This window comes from Desulfofundulus thermobenzoicus, assembly GCF_009428905.1.
GTDB lineage: Bacteria > Bacillota > Desulfotomaculia > Desulfotomaculales > Desulfovirgulaceae > Desulfofundulus_A > Desulfofundulus_A thermobenzoicus.
Genome location: NZ_WHYR01000028.1, coordinates 24,340 through 42,789, shown reverse-complemented (window position 1 = coordinate 42,789; position 18,450 = coordinate 24,340). Strand labels below are relative to the sequence as shown.

Sequence of the window (18,450 nt, the reverse complement as noted above, 5' to 3'; positions counted from 1 at the left end):
GCTTCCTCCGCCGCTATTCTTTTCACTGAATCTGGCATTTATACCATCTCCTTAATTCGTGATTTATAGGCTTTCTTATACCCGCACGACCCGCACTTCAATGCCGGCCGCCAGGGCGTCGTCGATGCCTTTCTTTTCTTCCCACACCGCCCGGCTGACCGCCAGGCCGTGCTTTTTCAGTTCCACTTTCAGTGTCAGGTATGCTCGCGCCACTTCCGGGTTGGTTTCCACATCCCGGTCAAGGGCGATTACTACTTCTTTTGCTTCAAGCGCCAGGACGGCCGGTATGGCCGGCCGCCAGGTGCAGGCGCTCAACGCGCCCACCACGACGGCGCCCAGGTGCTTGCTGGCGACGTCCGCCTTCAGCGGGCCTTCGGTGATCCAAACCCGGCGGTCTTTCACTTCCTCCGGCCTGGCCACGTGGGCCGGGGTGCCGCAGGAGCAGCCGCCCCGGCTTTGATGACCGCTGAAAAGCCTGTACTTCCCGCCCCGAGTGAAGTCCATGCGCCGCTGCAGGGCCTGGATCCGGCCCTTTTCGTCCCGCACCGGGATAAAATATCCCGGCTGACGGTCGAAGGTCCAGTAGGTGCCGCCTCGCGGCCCCCGGGCCTTGTAAAACCCGGGGATGCCGGCCAGGTCATAACCCATTTGGATCAGGCGCCTGCAGATCGACCAGGGTGCTTCGGTTTCGGGGACCGAACGGTAGCCGTTCTTCCGGATTTCCTCTTCCGTTAGGCCGCGCCGGTGGAGGTCTTCCATATGGCGCGGGTGCAGGTAAAGGAGTCGCAGGAAATCCCGGTACACCCGGTCACGGACTTCCACTGGTGCGGTTTGCGCCGCTGGTATCGAGTCGCTCTCTATCAGCGCCGGCAGGTTTATTCTGCCAGGTTCCAGCCAGTGCTGGTAGGCGGGTTTCCCGTTTTTTTGAATCACTGTTTTAAAAGAACCTTCCTCTATCCTCATGCAGCTTACCAGGCCGAAGCTTGTAAATCCGCACCAGTCGCCCTTGCCGCAGATGGGGCAGGGACGCCATGGTTTGACCGGAATGAAATCTTCATCGGGATAACGGTGCTCGGCATGCATCCCTGATCCCCCTCCTGTTGGCAATTTAAGCGATTTGTGTTGAACCTTTCCGGTACTGTTCGACTACAATCATATCCCTGCCCGCGTAGCCGTCCAGAATGTCTCCCCCTTCCAGGGTTAGCCGGACGTACCCGGCGTGCAATCTGTGCAGGACATCCACAACTTTTTTCCCGTTAATAAGGCAACCTTCTTCCACTTCTTCAATGGGGATCTTGATTTTCATTTTTCCGGGGCGGCGCCTGGCGCCGCCCCTTCACCTCCCTTGTGGTGATGGGCGGACCGGGCCGCCGTTAATCTTAGACCTCGCAGTCGGCCATTTCCCTTGCTTTGTTCCGGGAATCAACTTCCGCCACCAGGCGGCCCAGTTTCATCAGCAGTTTCCCCCAGGCTATTTCTTCCCGGAGGGAAATTTCCCGAAGCGCCGATACGGCCACCAGTGAAACGGTATCTTCACCGAGAACCTGTGCTTCATACACCCTGTAAACCGGCTTCATGCAGCATTTCCCCTTTCCTGGTTTTGGTTGCCTGCGGTCGCCCAGATGCGGTCCAGCACTTCTTCCACGTCGGCAAGCACTTTCATGACGAACCTGAGCGCCTGTCGCGGTTCACCGCCGGCGTAGCTCTGGATGTACTGCCACCCATGCCAGGCATAGCCCGTGTAACCGTAGATCTCGCAGAGCGTGCAGGCCACCGTTTCGGCAACCACTTCCCGCGCCGGATCCTGTCTTCCCACGAGCGGGCGGATGGTGTTATGCACCGCGTGCGCTAACTCGTGGAAGTACGTTTTAACGTCATGAGTGTGCAGGTTGATCCTTTTAAGTCCGGGCTGGAAACTGCCGTAGCAGCTGCCGTCGCCGGGGGCGTATTTGACTTCCCCCTTCTACTTTCACCGGGATGACTTCCTCATTCCGGCAAAAGTGCACCAGGTGGTCTCCGTCCACGGCCCGCGCGTTCCATACGGCAATGGTACCGCAAGCGTGGCAGGAACCGAGTTCCGGCCACGGTTGGGGGTCCGGTACTTTATAGAACAAGCGGTTCTCGTGCCACGGGGTACGGAACAGCACTCCCGGCTTGATCTTGTCGAATTTCACTTTCATGGGACGGACCCAACAGGCCCGCCCCATCCCCTCCTTTCCGTGGAAATGGTTTGGGCCGGTAGGCCAAGCTACAATAAGCCCCGTCCTTTTAACGAAACAAACTCCCCATCTCTGCCGACCACAACGTGGTCGAGCAGCTCAATCCCGAGCAACTCTCCCACTTCGGCCAGTTTCTTCGTTAAACCCATGTCCTCCCTTGAAGGAGTGGGGTCGCCGCTCGGGTGGTTGTGAACCAGGATCACTGCCGCCGCATTGCAGAGCAGAGCGGCCTTGAACACTTCCCGCGGATGCACTGGGGAAGAATTCAGGGTACCCACGCTGACCACGTGGATCGCGTTGGGTTCGTTCTTGGTGTTCAGATACACCGCCAGGCACTTTTCCCGGTCGGCATCCTCCAGAAAGTCCCTGACCAGGGCAACAACGCTCTCCGGACCGTTAATTCTCCGGGCGTCGTATGTCACGCTCGATTCCCTGACCATCTTCAAGCTCACTATTTGCACTCTCTTCGCGGGCATATTTACGGGGCGGACCGTCCCGGCCCGCCCCATTCCCTCCTTTTCATGAGAATGGTTCGGGCCGGGAGAGGCCCTGATGGTCTTAAAAACACAAAAAGAGGACGGTTAGGACATGAATGTCCTGTTTTCCGTCCTCTTTCTGGCCTTGGCGGCCGTATTCCAATCTTCTTACCTGCGGTATGCTTTGCTCCGATGGACTACCTCGGCAATATGAACCTCCTGGTTTTCAAACCGATACCGGAAGGTCACACGCCAGTCACCCACCCGAAGCCTAAAGCGATTATCCGCGTATTCCAGCTTAAGAACATCACCTTGGGGTGGAAACACCCGCAGGTTTCTTTCAATCGCCACTTTGATTCTTTCACGCACTTGTCTTTCTAAAGACTTGAGTTGCCGAATAGCCTTGGGGGAAAAGACTATCTTATACACCGAGTTCCCTCCAGACATCTTCGGCTTTTACGCCCTTACCGGCATCTATTTCGGCAAACGATTCTTCGATTTCAGCCGCTTCTTCCGGTGAAACCTTTTCAGTTGGCCAGGCCATGGAGTTAAGAATAACCCACAATGCCTGCACCTGTTCATCGCTCAACCGGTCAATAAGGGCCTTGACATGCTCCCTCGCAATAGCCATGGTAATCACCCCGAGATCATTATATCTCGTAGAGACCGTGTTTACCACTCCTCTTTCACTTACCATCGGCTTCCCTTTCACTCGTCTACCGCAAGGTCACCGCCAATGTGGCGATGATGCCGCCGAATCCCAGCAGCATGGTCACCAGAAGGCCGATTGACCAGCGGTATACACCGCGCATTTCCTGCCTGACTTCGTTTACATCTTGCCTGATCCCGCCAAGTTCTTGCCGAAACTCGCTTCGCAGGTTGTTCTCCATCCGGTCCATTCTTTCCACCAGGTAGAGAAACCAGTGCGGCGGCAACTCCGGCGGCAGTTCGCCGGTGGCCGCCGTTTCTTTCATGTTTTCCACGGTGATCACCCGCTTTCACCCCCCGGTTTATATCATCCCGGGGGTTATCCGGCAATCTCCACTTTTACGGCGAAGAGCTTATCCTTGCCCAGTGTACGATACCGGACTTTCGCCTGCTTGCCCACGGCTTCCGTCAGGGCCTTGCCATCGCCGTTTTTGGCGCAGATGCTAAATTTAACGCCATCAGCGTCAATTGCTTCAGCCCATACGGTGCCTTCCTTCTTACCGGGCTTGGTCCCATCAATGGTAAACAAGCCGCTTTTCAGCTCTTCTTGATCTTTTGCCTTTTGGGCAGGCTTGCTTCCGTCATTTTGCTGCGCCGGTTCCGGCTTGCCTCCACTCAGCGCCGCCAGCACTACCTGGGCGTCTTCCGCCTTGCCCGCGCCGATGAGGGCGGCGAGCAGGTTGATGGTGGCCACGGCGGCCGCCTGGCGGGAGCGCAAACATTCCAGTTCTCTTTCAGTATGCCCTATGTTGTTGCGGAGCTTTTCCCGGTTTTCGAGGTCCTGTTCGACCAAAAACTGGTCTTCCAGTTCGTTCATTTCGCCGGCGATTTTCTTGATTAACGCCGGGTATTCCATTGATTCTTTCACTAATTTTGCCAGCATGTCTTTCATTTTCCGGGCTGCGGGCCATCCAACCCGCGCCCATCCACCTCCTTTGAAAATGAATGGTCCTGCGGGCCGGAGGCCCTGTTTTCGTTTTTACGCTTTCTTTGCGTTATCGCACTGCCAGTTCGGAAGAAATGTGAAACTCAGCGCCGACATCAATGGTGCCGCGACCTTCAACATTTCCCTCCTTGAACTCCTTGATTGCCCGTTCCACGAAAACCTCAACGTCAAGGTCGTAGGTTTCTTCCCCGCAGCGCGGGCAATGGTAGTAAGGAATTCTTTCCAGATGCAGCACTGCGCCATCTCTTTTCACCGTTTCTTCTCTGAACCGAAGCTCGGCCTTTGGGAAGTGACATTCCGCGCAGATGTCAAACGACTCAAGCGGCTTTTCCACGATTCGCATCTCCTTTTACTATCGGGGCCTGAGGGTCCGGCGATCATTTTCCCAAATTTCCGGGTCAGGCTCATAGGCTGTGACCAGAATCACGGTTTTCCCGTGCAACGCCACAACCAGGTGCAGGATCCGTTCACCATTCCCACGGCCCATAATTACTCTCACGGGATCCGGATTGTTCCGGTACATCCCCGGCGCATGGCCCTGGATGATTTCCCCGCTTTTTATTACGCCGGCCAGTTCCTCCGCCGTTATGCCTCTTTTCCTGATCCGTTTCCAGCAATGCCTGGAAAAACGGATACGGGCACGGCGGATGCGGGCCATTTCTTCTTGCCACCGGTCTTTGCCGTCATACATTTCCCGGACTGCCTCCTTTCTTGCGAAATAGAAGCGCCCGGGGATTTTCCCGCGGGCGCTGGTTTCCAACGCCCGCGGAAGGGCTTGCAAAAAAGACAAAAACACCTTAACAGAGCAAGCCGGTTGCTTCTTGCTTTCGTCTGCCAAAGTGTTCTCCCTGGATGAGGGCGCAATGATGCCCTCACTTTTTCTTCTTTTCATGAACTTCCCAGTTTAACCATGCTGGGCCATGGACATGTCCGCCACATGCCTTTCCCGCCGCCGCGTTTATTTTTCGCCCTGGCGGCCCGCTCATAGTCCCAAGTATGTGGGCCACATATCCTCGGGGGTTAGCTCGGTATTTGGGTGTTGAGCGCACCTGGACAACCTTCTCTGAGGCTACTACGGCCGTCTTCGGGAGGGTGTCCAAATCTCCGCCGCCGCTGCGGGTATCAACCCGCTCACCCCAGGGGCCTCTGCAGCTCGGCCACGCAGGGCTAATCACCGCTCATCACTGTGATCGCGCCCCTTTGCCCGCTATGTCGGTTGGGTCCCACCGCCAGCCTCTGCTCATCGCTGAGACCAGGATATGGCGCGTCTGCTCATCGCCGTGACGCGCCCGCCATGAGAGTACACCCTGCTCATCGCGAGGAATTTTTCCCATGGCACCTTGCCAACGCATCCGCCTGCTCATCGCTGACGGCCGTTCCGGGGCTTCCACCCGTACCAGAAGAAGACATTCTGAATAGGCAAGGGGGTTTAAAGAATGTGTTTTTTTATTGATTTAAAATTAGCAGGTTGCCAGGCGGCTGTCAAGAGGTTCTCTGAAAAATTTTCCGGCGCAGTTCGCCCGGCGTGAAAAGCAATTCGTCCGCAGTGTACATTTTCCCCACCGGGGTCAGAGTTTTTCCTTCCCCGATGGTCGGGAAAATATATACATCAGCACCTGGAATAGGGTTCTCATCCCGGCGGGGGGCGTCAATAACCCACCGGGATATATTGTTGGAGACAGTGAATAGCATTTCCGCCGTAACGCCATTCTTTCCGTTTCGAGTCACGCGCCACTTGAATCCGGGTACTTCGTTTTTCGCCAGGGCATAGAAAAGACCCAGCGCCGCCAGGCGGCAGGCTTCTTGAGCATCCTTCGGCGGTCTGGCGTCGGCTGGATACCAAAGACGAAACTGCCCTTTATATTCCCCAATTTCGGCAAACACATTAACCCAGCGAACCATGCCCGACCACCATAGACTGGTAAACGCCGAACCGGCCACCTTACGATGGCAGGACAATGTGGTGGCGGCTGCCCCGGTAGTCAATGCCGTAGCTTCAGCCAGTATCTCCATAAGTTCGAAGGCTCTACCGGTATAATCTATGGATTCGCTGTCTCCTCCTCTGTACTGGGCCGCTCCCATGGAAATTCCTTTCGCGTAATTAACATTTTTACTCATGCCGGCTGCCAGTCTCCTTCCCCTTCCGGTTCTGGTTCAGGCCAATCTGCCGCGTATCTGCAGGTGCATTTTTTTCGCCGCCGGGTCGAACATCGTAACCATAACGGCTACGCGCTCACCTCTCCGCAGCAAGCCCCGCAGCGGGGCGGAGGCGATTCCCATCAGGCCGGGCTTCACTTCCACGAACACCAGACCGTCCCGCTGGGCCAGCACGGTGCCGGCCACCACGTCACCGCGCTTGTACTGGCCGGCCCACGGATCGCTTTCCAGGTCGGCCATGTTCAGCCGGATGACGCCGGTCTGCGCGTCCACCTGCACAACCTTTGCCTTTGCGGGCTGACCGGGACGGAAAAGCTCGGTCAAGCGGGCTGTCTGGTTTTTTGTGGCCTGGCTGCGGGTGAGTTCCACCAGCACGCCGCCGCCGGCGTCCACAATCAGGCGATCAGGTTTTTCGTTTGTACGTGGAAAAACAGCTTTAACCATCACGTCGATCACCATGTCCGGCTTCAGTGCGGCTAACAATTTCTCGGCGGCGTCCGTCACGGCCTTACGGCGGGAGCAGGCCGCAATGCCGTTTTCGCGATCAAGATTGATGATTTTTACGGCTATTTGCTGGCCGACAAAGTGGAGCATCAGGCTCTGGTCGTCCAGGCCGGATTCGCTGGCGGGGACGACGCCTCTTACGCCGCCGCCCAGGTCCAATTCCCACACGGCAGTGTCAAGGTTGTCCGGAAAGGTGACTTTTTCCACCTTAGCGGGGACGGTAAATCCGCGCCGCTTCGCAAAATACAGGTACTCCCATCGCTCTTGCTCCTGGATAAAACCTTCGGGTTTGATAACAGCCGACATTATGGTTCACCCCTTTTTTCAAATTCAAATTCCACTTTGCCGCCTTCTCCCAGGACCAGCGCGGCGTTGAAGTCCTTGCCGGCCCTGGATTTGAAGCCCTTGATTATGCCGGTTTTGCCTTTCTGGAGGAGTTCCTGGGCCTGTTTGGCTGTGATCTTCTTACCGGCTATTTCTTTCCAGATGACGAATTTGCATCCTTCCTTCCAACCAACACAGCCGAAACCTTTTTTCCCCTCGATGATGTCCTTGCCACATAAGGGGCATTTGCCCAGGGCCTGGGCGGCATGGTCGGCAAATTCGAAGTTGACTTTGCCGTCTTCCCCCAGGGTCAATATGGCGTCGAAACTCTTGCCTGCTTTGGATTTGAATCCTTTGAGGACACCGGTCCGGCCTTTCTGGAACAGTTCTTTTGCCTGGTTGGATGTGATTTTCTTGCCGGCGATTTCCTTCCAGACGGCGAATTTGCAGCCGTCCTTGTACCCGCTGCAGCCGTAGGATTTGGCATATTCCAGCACGTCCCGGCCGCAAAGGGGACATTTACCCAGCACCTCCTTTTGTTGTTTTACCCCGTCATTCGCTTCCTGCTCTTTGGCCATTTGCACCACCTCCCAGGTGAAGTTTTTGAGGCCGACCAGCCACAACCGGGCGTCATCCAGCCCCTCCTCTATACGCTGCAGCCCGTCTTCCCACCGCGCGGTCAGTTCCACCGATTTCAGTTCTTCCGGCACCAGGTCTACGAGCGTTTCGCCTTTCCGGGTGGGCACCAGGGCTTTTTTCTGCCGCTCGATAAACCCCCGTTTGATCAGCGTTTCAATGATTGCCGCCCGGGTGGCCGGGGTGCCGATGCCGCCGGCGGCTTTGAGGGTTTCGGCCATTTCCTTGTCTTCCAACATGCGGCCGGCGTTTTCCATGGCCGCCAGCAGGGTGGCTTCGGTATAACGGGCCGGCGGCTTGGTTTGTTTTTCGGGAGTTTCCGCTTTCTGCACGGCTACGGCTTCGCCCTCGATCAGGGGCGGCAGCGACTGTTCTTCGTCGTCCTTTCCGGCTTCCCGGTCGTCGTGTTTGCCGTATACCGCCTTCCAGCCCGGGTCCAGTTCCACGCGGCCCTTGGAGATGAATGTATCTCCGTTGGATACGGTGGTTACTCTGGTTACAGCGTATCTGGCGTCTGGATGGAAGATTGCCAAAAAGCGCCGGGCCACCAGGTCGTAGACCAGGCGTTCGTTTTTGCCCAGGGCGGACAGGTCCGGTTTGACCGCCGTGGGGATGATGGCGTGGTGGTCGGTGACTTTAGCGTCGTCTACGTAGCGCCCGCCCGGGGCAGGCGGGTTTCCCGGGACCAGGCCGGCGTATTCGGGCGCCGCCGCCAGTGCGGCCAGGCGTTCTTTCAGGGTGTCCCGGGCGATGGCTTCCGTCAGGTGCCGGCTGTCGGTGCGGGGGTAGGTTAAAAGCTTGTGCTTTTCGTACAGGGCCTGGGCCGCGTCTAATGCCTGCCGGGCGGTGAGGCCGTATTTTTTGTTTGCTTCTTTTTGCAGGTCGTTCAGGTTGAACAGGGTGGGAGGCTGTTCCCTTGCTTCCTTCTGCTCCACCCGGGTAACTTTGCCGGTGGGGCCGATTGCCCGGGCGACGGCCGCCGCTTCTTCTTTGTCGAGCAGCCGGTCCGTTTTCTCACGGATCCATTTGCCCCGGTAGGTTTCGCCGGTGTCTTTCCGGAAGGTGGCCCAGATTTCCCAGTACGGCCGGGGTTTGAATGCCCTGATCTCCCTTTCCCGCTGCACCACCAGGGCCAGGGTGGGAGTCTGCGCCCGGCCGACGGAGAGCAGGGTGTTGTGTTTCACCGAGAAAGCACGGGTGGCGTTGATCCCCACAATCCAGTCGGCTTCGGCCCGCACCCTGGCGGCGGTGGCCAGGTTGTCCAGTTCGCGGCCGTCACGGAGTTTTTTGAAGGCCTCCCGGATTGCGGAGGGGGTGGCCTCCGAAAGCCACAGGCGCTTGACCGGTTTTTTACAACCGGCAACAAGGTAGATGCGGCGGAAGATCAGTTCCCCCTCCCTGCCCGCATCGCAGGCGTTTACGACGGCGTCGATGTCATCGGAATGCAGCAGTTTCTTTAGTGTGTTGAGCTGTTTCCTGGTTTTTTGGATGGGGTTGAGTTTGAACTGCTCCGGCAGGATGGGCAGGGCCGCCAGGTCCCATTTTTTCAGCGCCGGGTCGTAATCTTCCGGTTCGGCCAGTTCCACCAGGTGGCCGAAGGCCCAGGAGACGACGTATTGCCCGTTTTCCAGGTAGCCGTCCCTGGACGTGAAACGGCCCAGTACACCGGCGATGTCCCGGGCCACGGACGGTTTTTCGGTGATGATCAGGGTGCGCACTATTCCCTCTCCCCCTTCCCCCGGGTTATGGCCGCCAGGTCCGGGTTGCTGGTGACCACCGCCTTTTCCACCTCGCCCCAGGCCCTGAACCTGATCACCCTGCCGGCGTTCCATCTCGCGCCCTTCCCGGCGGGCAGCTTCCTGTTGTACGGCCAGTCTTTCAGCCACAACGCCGGCACTTTGTTGAGCAGGGCCGCCGCGAGCACTGGGTCGTCCTCGAAAACCGCCACGACCTGCAGTTCTTTCGTGGCCACCTCCACCTTCCCCCGCCTGTCCAGGCCGCACAGCACCTGGTCCGCCGGGAAGCCGTGCTTCTGCAGCCAGCGCACGGTGAGAAAAAGGGCGTCACCGGGGCGGGAGCTGATGTAGGCTATGCGGTAACCCAGCTCCGCCAGGGTCTTCAGCGTTTCGGCCGCGCGGGGGAACGGTTCCGCCTTTTGGAACAGTTGCATGCCTTCACTGCCGTAGAAGAATTCCGGCGGCACCTCCGGGGCCGGGTATTTCTTCAGGGATATTTTGAACATCCGCACCAGTTCCAGGTTGGTGTTTGCCACGGTGTTGTCCACGTCTACGGCGATCCACATGCACTTTCACCCTTTCTTCTAGATGCGCCAGGACCCGCCGGGGGTCCACGCCCGCCAGCTCGAATATGCCGCGCTCGTAGCCGTCCTCCCGAACAGCCTTCCGGATAAATTTTCGAGCGTCGCCTTTGATATGCCTGGCGGAATAGTCACGGTCGTTCACCCTGATTGGATTAACCGCGTCTTTTACGGCCTGGATTATGACGGCCTGCGCCAGGCGGACGTATGCCGGTTCGAACATACCAACACCGACCTTTCATCAAAAATTTCCAATAGGATATCCCTTCCCCTAAGAATTAAAGCTTCAGGAATATCGCTGGGTCGATACGTGGTTTTGATTTTTGTTTTTCCGACTCCACCGGCGCGGGCGCCGGGGCGGTAATCCCGCCCGCCGCCAGGGCGTCCAGTTTTTCTTCAATTCGCGCCAGGCGCTCTTCCAAACGCAGGGCCAGGTCGATCCACTCTCTGATCCTGGCCGCCCGCTGCCCCGGGGGATATAACCATACCGGATGGTTTACCGGTAACCGCAATTCCAGTCGCCGTAAGGTTTTATTCGCCACACATACCCCTCCGTTGCCGGTAATTTTGGTTTGAGTTGTTGCCCTTCATGTTCAACATACCGGTATTTATTCACTGATTTACTGCGGTTTCCTTTATTCAATGCGGCCTGATATATACCGGTACATATTACGGTCTTTCACTCTTGTTGTACCGGTAAATGTTCACCGTTTTGTTGTCTTTTTCTTTATGCGATATGGCTTCACGCTTACCGGTACTTATTACGCCCCGCCAGCTTTCAAAAAACCTCTGGCGTTGGCCCACTGGGCGTCCGGCAGGATTTGCGCCGCCGGGAAAAGCTCCCGCAGCAGGGGTAGCGCCTCCGCCCCGCCGCCGGCCAGGTATACCTTGCGCACGAATTCCCCACGACTGCCCCAAAGCTTGAATACTTCATCGGCGATTGCCCTGGCGGTTTGCTTCTTGGCCTTTTCGATTTCCCCGGTCAGCTCAATTCTCTCTCCGCGGTACCAGACGTACCCGGTGCGCATGGCCTCCAGCGCTTGGGCATGGGGCAGGAGCGTACCCGTTTTGTTCTTAAAGCTCTCCGCTACGGCCTTTTCCAGGGCGGACGCGCCAAGGTTTACACTGCCGCACATGGTCTTTTCCAATCCGGTGGATACCCCGTTCTCTATCTTTACTGCCACGCAGTCGGTCGTCTTCCGGCCCACGTCCACCAGCGCCGTCACACCATCCTCCGGCAAATCAGGGGCGGTCAACAGGGCGGCGGCGCCCTGGGGGTAGACAAGTGGATAGTTGAAGGAAATCCAAACCGGTTCGCTTCCATCGACGGACACCCAGCCGGCCAGGCCGGCCATATGACGGGCCAGTTTTTCATGGCCTTTGCTCCAGTCGCCAGCCGGCAGGCCAACCACCAGCTTGGGTCTTACGCTTCCGGAGGACCAGAGTGCCGGCCTGCGCGGCCAATCCCAGCACAGAGCTGCGGCGGTGAGCAGTACCACGTCGTGCATCGGATGCTCGTGCTTGTTCCGGTCCAGGGTGTGCTGGACATTTTCACCTTCCCTGAGCGCCAGGTCGCCGACGAAGTAGGCTTCCTCCGGGCCACCTTCAGTTCCCCGGATAATTTTCACCAGGTGGCCTACATTTGTATCCCGCAAGTTTACACCTTGAAATGCTTCAAGTGCCAGTTCCCTGGCTGGAGCGATGACCGAAGGAAAGATGATTTTTTTGCCAAGGGAAGAAATTGCCTTTGTATACCCGTACCCCACGTCGATGGCCAGTACGGCCGGTTTGGCGATTGGTTCGGTTGCCAGCATGTGATCACTCTCCTTTTTAAAATGAGCCTAAAAAAGAAGAAATCCGGCCGAAAGGCCGGGATGCCATTGCGTTTATAGAACTGTCGTATTTTGTTCAGCGTAACAGCTGCAGCACTCGTCAGGGTATGATAGGATTACCAATTCCTTTATTTTCCCCCGTTTTGTGGGGTCTGAATTAATTGCCCTGGCCGCGCTAATGGTTTTAATGTTGCAGCCGGAATAAAGCTTCCGGACAAAATCGGTGTTGGAATTACTCAACATGATATAACAACCCCGGGCGGCCAGTTCATGAAACACCTCCCTCAATCGCTCGTGCTCTTTTTTGCCGAAAGATCCCCGTGTATATCCAGTGAAATTAGCCGTAGCGGACAGAGGAACGTAGGGCGGGTCCAGGTAGACAAAATCACCTGGCCGGGCGTTATCCAGAACCAACTGGAAGTCTCCCGCCATAAGCTCGGCGCACTTAAAGGCAATGCTGGCATTTCTCAATGCTTCCTCATCCACGATTCTGGGGTTCTCATAACAGCCGAATGAAACATTGAATTGGCCCTTGCTGTTGACCCTGTAAAGTCCATTAAAGCACGTTTTGTTTAAGTAAAGAATTCTGGATGCTCGTTCTATGTCCGACAATTTAGAAGGATCTGTTTGCCTAATCGTGTAATAGTAATCCTCATTATATATATGCTTTTTTGATATGTTTATTAACATTGAAACATTGTCCCTGACAACTTTATATAAATTTATAAGCTCCTCAACGAGGTCAGAGAGAAAGGCTTTGGCATTTCTTGATTTCAATGCTGGAAAAAGATAAAAGAACAGTGCTCCGCTACCCACAAAAGGCTCGTGATAGTTGTTAAATTCTAAAGGCAAGTATTGAGAGAGTTGTTTAACTACTTTAGATTTGCCACCTGCCCATTTAACAATTGGCTTGTACTGCCCAAGACTCATAAATAAAAACACCCCGCATCTATAATATTCTACAGGAGCGGGGTATCGCAAATCCGGTTTAAGATTACCTGGGATCATTTTTGATCATTTGCGATCAAATAGCGGGATCGTCTCTTTTTTCCTTAATCTAGATCTTTTTTCTGGATCTTTTTATGGTCTCCTGCACACCAGACACCAACTCTGATCGCGCCTATGCAATTGGTCGGAATCCGGCCTGCCTTCGGGGCCGAAGTCCAGGCTTATTTTTACTTCCTCGCAATGAGGGCACCATTTAAGCAAATACTCGCCATCAAATCCGACTATATTGGTTACCCGATTTCCATCCGCATCGGTACCATTGTGTCTTTGGCCGTCTCCGAACTCAAAAGGCTTTTCGTTACCGTTAATCACCCGACCATTGTCCAGTACCACCGGAAATCTTACTATCATTGCTCTTGCCCCCATAACGTTTTTAAAAATTATTTCAGAAGATGGAACCAATTGCAAGGGGAACACTGTCTAATCTTGTCGGGGCGTTAACCCCTTCCCGGTAACCATTCCCATCGCCTGCAACCTTCCCCAGGCACCCGGACCACTTCCACCGGAGCCCCGTCGCTCCTATTGACTGTTATAGCAGATTTGCTATAATAATTTTGGAGGATAAAATAATGGTTGAAATTGAATATTTCCATCTTTCAAGCGGGAAAGAACCAGTCAAGGATTTCATTAATGCTTTATCGGCAAAGGACAAAAGCCGCATTTTTCGCGGCTTTTCCCTGCTCGAAGAGTTTTGGCCCCGGCTCGGCCAGCCCCATGTCAAAAACATTACCGGAGAGCCCTCCCTCTGGGAATTAAGGGTTCAAGGAAACAGAAACACCTTCCGCATCTTCTTCGGCCACGGAAAAGGCAAAATAGTTCTGCTCCACGCAATAACCAAAAAGGGCCAACGAATCCCTCTTAAAGACATCCGGTTGGCCGCCGAACGACTAAGACAATGGAAGGAGGCTTAAAAAATGACCACGTTTAGGGAACATCTGAAAGAGCAACTAAAAGACCCAACCTTTTGTCAAGCCTGGGAAGAGGGCGAGCTTAACTACCAAGTTGCCCGCGCCTTAATCAAACTGCGCCTGGACTTAAACCTCACCCAGCAAGAATTGGCCCGCAGGGCTGGGGTTCCGCAATCGGTCATAGCTCGATTGGAGAGCGGGAAGCACTTACCTTCTCTGCGTTCGCTTGAAAAAATAGCTAAAAATTTGGGGTTACAGGTTAAACTGGACCTGGTGCCGGACGCGGCAAAAACGGGAGACGTTCCCGCTTTTTAACCAACCCGTAACAAAAGTTTTCGTGAAATAAAAACCGGACACCCCCGAAAGAAGCACCCGGCCTTTGGTAAACTACCTGCTCACCGGCCCGAACAACCCCAGCAGAGCATCAAACTGCACACCTGGCCCCGCCATCTTCCCGGCCGTCCTGCTGTCCACTTCCCCGCACAGAACCAGCCGGCACAGCGCCCCCAGCCGTACCTGGGGGTCGGGATCGTCCACCAGAAAGAGCGCCAGGTATTCCGGGCACCCTGGGTGGCGCACCGCATGCCAGCGCATCTTCGGATTTTCGGATAACGCCAAGGAAGCGAGTTTTTGCAGAACAGCACCGTCCGATTCCATCAGTTCTTGCTCCCCCCTTGTATCGCCCACACTCCGGCCACAATCAACACCAGCCCTACCCCCTTCGCCGCAGTGAATGGTTCTCCGAAGAACGCCGTCCCGGCTACCTGCACCAGCACGAAATTCAACGCCAGCAACGGGTACGCCGTGGAAAAGGTACCCGGCTTATCATGCTCTCTTTCCGGCCCTGCTTTTATTGTTCCATGCCGCCGCGCAGGTTTTGCTGCAGAACTTTCGTTCCGCATTTTGGTTAAAAACTCTACGCCGCAGTTGAGGCATTTAAACCGCCTCCAGTGTCTCTGTCTCTCCGGCGGCACGAAACTGCCGTACAGGTATTGCCGAAAAGAGTGATAAAGTCGTCCACGTCCAGGACAAGGCATAGCAAGAAGATGCCAAGCCAGTAACCGATCTCGAATTGAGTCGAATTATGGTGAAGAAGATCTATTATCGGTAGCAGGATTCAAAAGCAGCGGTAAGGAAAATGAGATAATAGCCGCCAGCAGTCCAATTGTAACTGAGATTTTTAATGAGGCGAAAGGAACCAATGCAGGCAGCCAAAAGCATGTGAACATGAAGGTTAGCCATGAATTTATCATACTGCATTGAATACTCCTTTGCATCCGAAACATACAACATGTATTCACAAACTTCAAAATTTCCCGACGGTATACAATACCACTATATATTGCCAATACCCAAAAGCATATGTAACTTGTCCAGTAAACCACAAGGGTCCAGAAAAACACGTAAACCCAAATCCCGGTTTTGAATAGAGCAAGGTCTTTTGTCAACCGTAAAATAAACAGAGCAATGTAACTTATCGACATTACAATCGTTGTTGTTAATTGTAAATTAACCATGACAATTACCTCCGGAGGAAAAAGATAAAAACAGAGAAAGACCCCCTTGTGCCTCTTTTTGTTGCCATCGCTCTTTTTATATTCACAAACGAAATGGGCGCTATTTATGGTTTTTTAGCGAATCAGTTGTATGGGATGCTCGCTGAAGCTTCTTTGCCATTTTATATCCCACCTCCTCATATACAAGAAACAGTGCTTAAAGCATCACTAATTGATCTGCTTATTTCTCCTTCAACCTTTTTGCAGGTCATGAAAAGTATTCGTGATATTTCTTCTACATTATCAAGCAACGATGCCTTCAAATTCCTACAACTGCTTTTAAATATATTTAGCTTGCTCAATGTTTACCTTTCCTGGCGATATGAAACCTATCTGTTTTCATTGATATTGTCTCTTTCGCTGGCAATAGCATATGTTCAAGTGGAAGTTCTCCTTGTGAAATATCTGCTTGAGATAATTTCATTATTGCTTGGCAGTATTCCTGCAATACTTTAAATAAACCATAACAATGCCCAACCATAACGAAATAAATAAGAAAGTAAGGCTTATAAAAAGACACAAGTCAATACAAGAGGAGATGGTTTCATACGCTCGATTGTGAAAGATAGTTTGAGTTTGAATGGATGCGACATTAAGTGAAATTCCCAAGGAAAAAAAGAATAAAGAACCTAATAAAAATATGCTCAGCAATTTTTTAAGATAGCACATCTTGTTTCCTCACCACTTTTTCCACACCTATCTTTTTCGTTCCAGTTAACACCCGAACCACTTCCCGCGGAAACCCCTGGCCTGTGCTACATTGGATATAGGTTGACAGATTGGAACTAACTGGGATATAAATCAGCCACCCGGCCTTGCCCCCCAGGTGGTTGAGTATCCACAGCGCTCCCCTTATAATGGTAATTGCCACATCAACAGAATAAGGGGGAACAGATGTGTATACTCATCCTACAGCATTCACGTATCTGCGTAGCCGCATGGTGAAGTAGTAGACGTCTATGGACCGGGCCTTCCCGGCAAATGCCGGGTTGACACCAAACCTTTCCCGGCGCGGTAGCCCCTGGCTTTAGCCATGGGGAGGCTCAGCCCCAACAGGAAAACCGGACGCCCTTGGGGAAAAGGCATCCGGCCCCGATCAACGATGGTAATTCTCTTCCTGCTTCGCTATCTTGCAACGCTCACGGCCCGTGTCGCAGGATCCCAGCCGACCTTGTTAACTTGCTGGACCGATTTTCCACTGGGTCCCACTTCCACTGATGTACCAAAAATCAAAAACTACTTTATCCGGCACCCGGGGGAAGACCGGAAAAAATTCCGCCGGGTAAACGCCAGTGCGTACCCCGAAAGTGGGGGAGTAACCCAGGATATAATTCCCGCGGTTAACGTAATCCCTGGTATCGAAAGTGCCGTGGGTCGTAATGTATTTATAAGGCTTTGGTTGGTAGTAAGTTTTGGTAAAGCTCGCCTCGGTAATGTTTATATCCAACAATCGGTACGTAATACTAAATTCCATACTTGTACTGCCGAAGGGCGGCAAAGTTACGAACGGCACCTCCTTAACTTCCCTGTCGGAAAACTCTCTATAATCGCCCGTATCCGGGTCATAATCCCGATAGGTATAGTCTATTATTACCGCCCCCAGATTCCCTGACACAGCAAATGGCGTGCCGTTCTTTAATGTAAGGCTTACAGTATTGCGAGACGTTATGCTGATTTCCCCGGTAATGCTTTCAGCACCTGGTGCGCTTATCCTGTACCCTGGCACCACGTCTGTACGCAGCTCACCTTTGTTAGGGTTATCCGGGGAAGGGATAAAGGTGTACTTCCGGGCAAAGGCGGGTTCGGCCACAAGCAAACCGGGTCCGGACGGGCTCCAGGGCAAGCGTTCGAGGATCCACCTGCGCCAGTCTTCCCCCCACAACTCCATGCCAGCCTCCACGTTTTCATCCCTGCTCCAGGTGCGCCACAGGTCAATCCAGGGTATGTTTACCGTAGGTTCCACGTACATACCGCTCTCTGAATAGGCATAGAACGGCCCTTTGCGATTGCCGTCGTAGGAGTTGCCCCGGTCCCAGATCGTCCCTTTATCTCTGTATAATATCGCCACCGGCATGGAGTAGGCCGGGATTGTTTCTGTATAAGCGAAGGGGTCATGGATGGCTGTCATATGATATTCCCCCTGCCAGGCCTGGCTCAGCTGGGCGGCATCGGCCATGGTTCCGGTGCCGGTCACGGCCGGCCAGGGTGTCTTGACCCAGATCTCGCTCCGGGGCGCGATGGTAAATCCCCCATTACCTCTGTTGTTATCGCCGCCATTCACGTCGACGGCGGCCCGGGTATCGTTTCTGAATTTAACGACTGCCGTCTTATCCTCCGCAATTTGATATGGCCAGGGCGTATTGGCGTTGGTTTGCGCCCCGTTGGAACTGTCGCGAGATAAGCCGTTTAAACAGATCGGCCCTTCCACGGGTTCTAAGTTGATCTCTTGCTTGCCCTCGTCAAGGTCGGCCCAGGTTGCAATATCATAACCGTCCAAAACCTGTTCCTCTTCCTCAACGTACTTGCCATAGTTAATCCAGGCCCTGCCCTGCCCGCCGGCGTCCTTGACGGGCTTTCCTGTTGATGGGTCGTAAACAACAAAAGCCGGGGTCCCGCCGACATCAACCCAGCAACCGTAAACCTGTTGCCCGTTAATTACTTGCCATTCCGGTGTACCGGCGCCAGCCCACGCCGGGAGGCTAAAAATTAGCGCCGCCAACAGCCCCAGAGCTGTTCTTTTGGACTTAAGCCGGAGCAACAGAAATTCCCCCTTTCAAATCTTTATAGAAATCCGCCCCTGAAAACCCACGGGCTTATCCCGTGGGATGAAAGGGGCGTCGCCCGTTAGAGCGATAAATA

Annotated in this window: 24 protein-coding genes; 3 read left to right on the top strand and 21 right to left on the bottom strand. The window is 54.3% G+C overall.

The window, feature by feature from the left end; all coding sequences use genetic code 11:
• Positions 1 to 75: 75 nt before the first annotated feature.
• From GFC01_RS11150 to GFC01_RS11060, 19 genes are all read right to left on the bottom strand, one after another.
• Positions 76 to 1,083, bottom strand: a complete 1,008-nt coding sequence (locus tag GFC01_RS11150; protein WP_152947209.1) for a toprim domain-containing protein — start codon at positions 1,081 to 1,083, stop codon at positions 76 to 78.
• Between the two features lie 25 nt (positions 1,084 to 1,108).
• Positions 1,109 to 1,306 (bottom strand): hypothetical protein, encoded by a 198-nt coding sequence (locus GFC01_RS11145; RefSeq protein WP_152947208.1) that lies wholly within the window; start codon positions 1,304 to 1,306, stop codon positions 1,109 to 1,111.
• Between the two features lie 73 nt (positions 1,307 to 1,379).
• Positions 1,380 to 1,577 (bottom strand): hypothetical protein, encoded by a 198-nt coding sequence (locus tag GFC01_RS11140; protein ID WP_152947207.1) that lies wholly within the window; start codon positions 1,575 to 1,577, stop codon positions 1,380 to 1,382.
• Positions 1,574 to 1,816, bottom strand: coding sequence for a hypothetical protein (locus GFC01_RS18780; RefSeq protein WP_194174916.1), 243 nt, complete (start codon positions 1,814 to 1,816; stop codon positions 1,574 to 1,576). Before GFC01_RS18780 ends, GFC01_RS11140 begins: the two co-directional genes overlap by 4 nt.
• A gap of 82 nt (positions 1,817 to 1,898) precedes the next feature.
• Complete coding sequence (locus GFC01_RS11130) at positions 1,899 to 2,207, bottom strand: hypothetical protein (protein WP_152947206.1); 309 nt, start codon at positions 2,205 to 2,207, stop codon at positions 1,899 to 1,901.
• 41 nt (positions 2,208 to 2,248) lie between these two features.
• Entirely contained in the window at positions 2,249 to 2,671 is a 423-nt protein-coding gene (locus GFC01_RS11125; protein ID WP_341473914.1) for a JAB domain-containing protein, read from the bottom strand.
• Between the two features lie 192 nt (positions 2,672 to 2,863).
• On the bottom strand, positions 2,864 to 3,124 hold the full coding sequence (locus GFC01_RS11120) for a type II toxin-antitoxin system RelE/ParE family toxin (RefSeq protein ID WP_194174915.1): 261 nt from the start codon (positions 3,122 to 3,124) through the stop codon (positions 2,864 to 2,866).
• On the bottom strand, positions 3,117 to 3,326 hold the full coding sequence (locus GFC01_RS11115) for a hypothetical protein (protein WP_194174914.1): 210 nt from the start codon (positions 3,324 to 3,326) through the stop codon (positions 3,117 to 3,119). The genes GFC01_RS11120 and GFC01_RS11115 overlap by 8 nt, the downstream gene beginning before the upstream one ends.
• 85 nt (positions 3,327 to 3,411) lie before the next feature.
• The gene (locus GFC01_RS11110; protein ID WP_341473913.1) at positions 3,412 to 3,687 is read right to left on the bottom strand and encodes a hypothetical protein; all 276 of its coding nucleotides are present in this window, start codon (positions 3,685 to 3,687) and stop codon (positions 3,412 to 3,414) included.
• Positions 3,688 to 3,722: 35 nt separating this feature from the next.
• Entirely contained in the window at positions 3,723 to 4,295 is a 573-nt protein-coding gene (locus GFC01_RS11105) for a hypothetical protein (RefSeq protein ID WP_152947202.1), read from the bottom strand.
• A gap of 103 nt (positions 4,296 to 4,398) precedes the next feature.
• Positions 4,399 to 4,683 carry a YgiT-type zinc finger protein gene (locus tag GFC01_RS11100; RefSeq protein ID WP_194174913.1) on the bottom strand — a complete coding sequence of 95 codons (285 nt, stop codon included), beginning with the start codon at positions 4,681 to 4,683 and terminating at the stop codon, positions 4,399 to 4,401.
• A gap of 18 nt (positions 4,684 to 4,701) precedes the next feature.
• Positions 4,702 to 5,040 carry a DUF4258 domain-containing protein gene (locus tag GFC01_RS11095; protein WP_152947200.1) on the bottom strand — a complete coding sequence of 113 codons (339 nt, stop codon included), beginning with the start codon at positions 5,038 to 5,040 and terminating at the stop codon, positions 4,702 to 4,704.
• Positions 5,041 to 5,831: 791 nt separating this feature from the next.
• Entirely contained in the window at positions 5,832 to 6,467 is a 636-nt protein-coding gene (locus GFC01_RS11090; RefSeq protein WP_194174912.1) for a hypothetical protein, read from the bottom strand.
• A gap of 36 nt (positions 6,468 to 6,503) precedes the next feature.
• The gene (locus GFC01_RS11085; RefSeq protein WP_152947199.1) at positions 6,504 to 7,316 is read right to left on the bottom strand and encodes a hypothetical protein; all 813 of its coding nucleotides are present in this window, start codon (positions 7,314 to 7,316) and stop codon (positions 6,504 to 6,506) included.
• Positions 7,316 to 9,688, bottom strand: a complete 2,373-nt coding sequence (locus GFC01_RS11080) for a DNA topoisomerase III (RefSeq protein ID WP_341473912.1) — start codon at positions 9,686 to 9,688, stop codon at positions 7,316 to 7,318. The genes GFC01_RS11085 and GFC01_RS11080 overlap by 1 nt, the downstream gene beginning before the upstream one ends.
• Positions 9,688 to 10,272, bottom strand: coding sequence for an LNS2 domain-containing protein (locus GFC01_RS11075; RefSeq protein ID WP_152947197.1), 585 nt, complete (start codon positions 10,270 to 10,272; stop codon positions 9,688 to 9,690). The genes GFC01_RS11080 and GFC01_RS11075 overlap by 1 nt, the downstream gene beginning before the upstream one ends.
• A gap of 293 nt (positions 10,273 to 10,565) precedes the next feature.
• Complete coding sequence (locus GFC01_RS11070) at positions 10,566 to 10,829, bottom strand: hypothetical protein (RefSeq protein ID WP_152947196.1); 264 nt, start codon at positions 10,827 to 10,829, stop codon at positions 10,566 to 10,568.
• A 219-nt stretch (positions 10,830 to 11,048) separates the two neighbouring features.
• A complete protein-coding gene (locus GFC01_RS11065) occupies positions 11,049 to 12,101 on the bottom strand; it encodes a ParM/StbA family protein (protein ID WP_152947195.1) in 1,053 nt (350 codons plus the stop codon).
• Positions 12,102 to 12,173: 72 nt separating this feature from the next.
• Positions 12,174 to 13,049 (bottom strand): DNA adenine methylase, encoded by an 876-nt coding sequence (locus GFC01_RS11060; protein WP_152947194.1) that lies wholly within the window; start codon positions 13,047 to 13,049, stop codon positions 12,174 to 12,176.
• A 647-nt stretch (positions 13,050 to 13,696) separates the two neighbouring features.
• Here GFC01_RS11060 and GFC01_RS11055 point away from each other — a divergent pair.
• Entirely contained in the window at positions 13,697 to 14,038 is a 342-nt protein-coding gene (locus tag GFC01_RS11055; protein WP_152947193.1) for a type II toxin-antitoxin system RelE/ParE family toxin, read from the top strand.
• Positions 14,039 to 14,041: 3 nt separating this feature from the next.
• Entirely contained in the window at positions 14,042 to 14,350 is a 309-nt protein-coding gene (locus GFC01_RS11050; RefSeq protein WP_152947192.1) for a helix-turn-helix transcriptional regulator, read from the top strand.
• Positions 14,351 to 14,422: 72 nt separating this feature from the next.
• On the opposite strand, the gene GFC01_RS11045 is transcribed toward GFC01_RS11050, so the two are convergent.
• Positions 14,423 to 14,692 (bottom strand): hypothetical protein, encoded by a 270-nt coding sequence (locus GFC01_RS11045; protein ID WP_152947191.1) that lies wholly within the window; start codon positions 14,690 to 14,692, stop codon positions 14,423 to 14,425.
• A 908-nt stretch (positions 14,693 to 15,600) separates the two neighbouring features.
• Between GFC01_RS11045 and GFC01_RS11040 the strand changes: the two genes are divergently transcribed.
• Positions 15,601 to 16,047 (top strand): hypothetical protein, encoded by a 447-nt coding sequence (locus tag GFC01_RS11040; RefSeq protein WP_152947190.1) that lies wholly within the window; start codon positions 15,601 to 15,603, stop codon positions 16,045 to 16,047.
• Positions 16,048 to 16,765: 718 nt separating this feature from the next.
• Here the strand turns inward: GFC01_RS11040 and GFC01_RS11035 are convergent.
• On the bottom strand, positions 16,766 to 18,349 hold the full coding sequence (locus tag GFC01_RS11035) for a hypothetical protein (protein ID WP_152947189.1): 1,584 nt from the start codon (positions 18,347 to 18,349) through the stop codon (positions 16,766 to 16,768).
• Between the last annotated feature and the right edge of the window lie 101 nt (positions 18,350 to 18,450).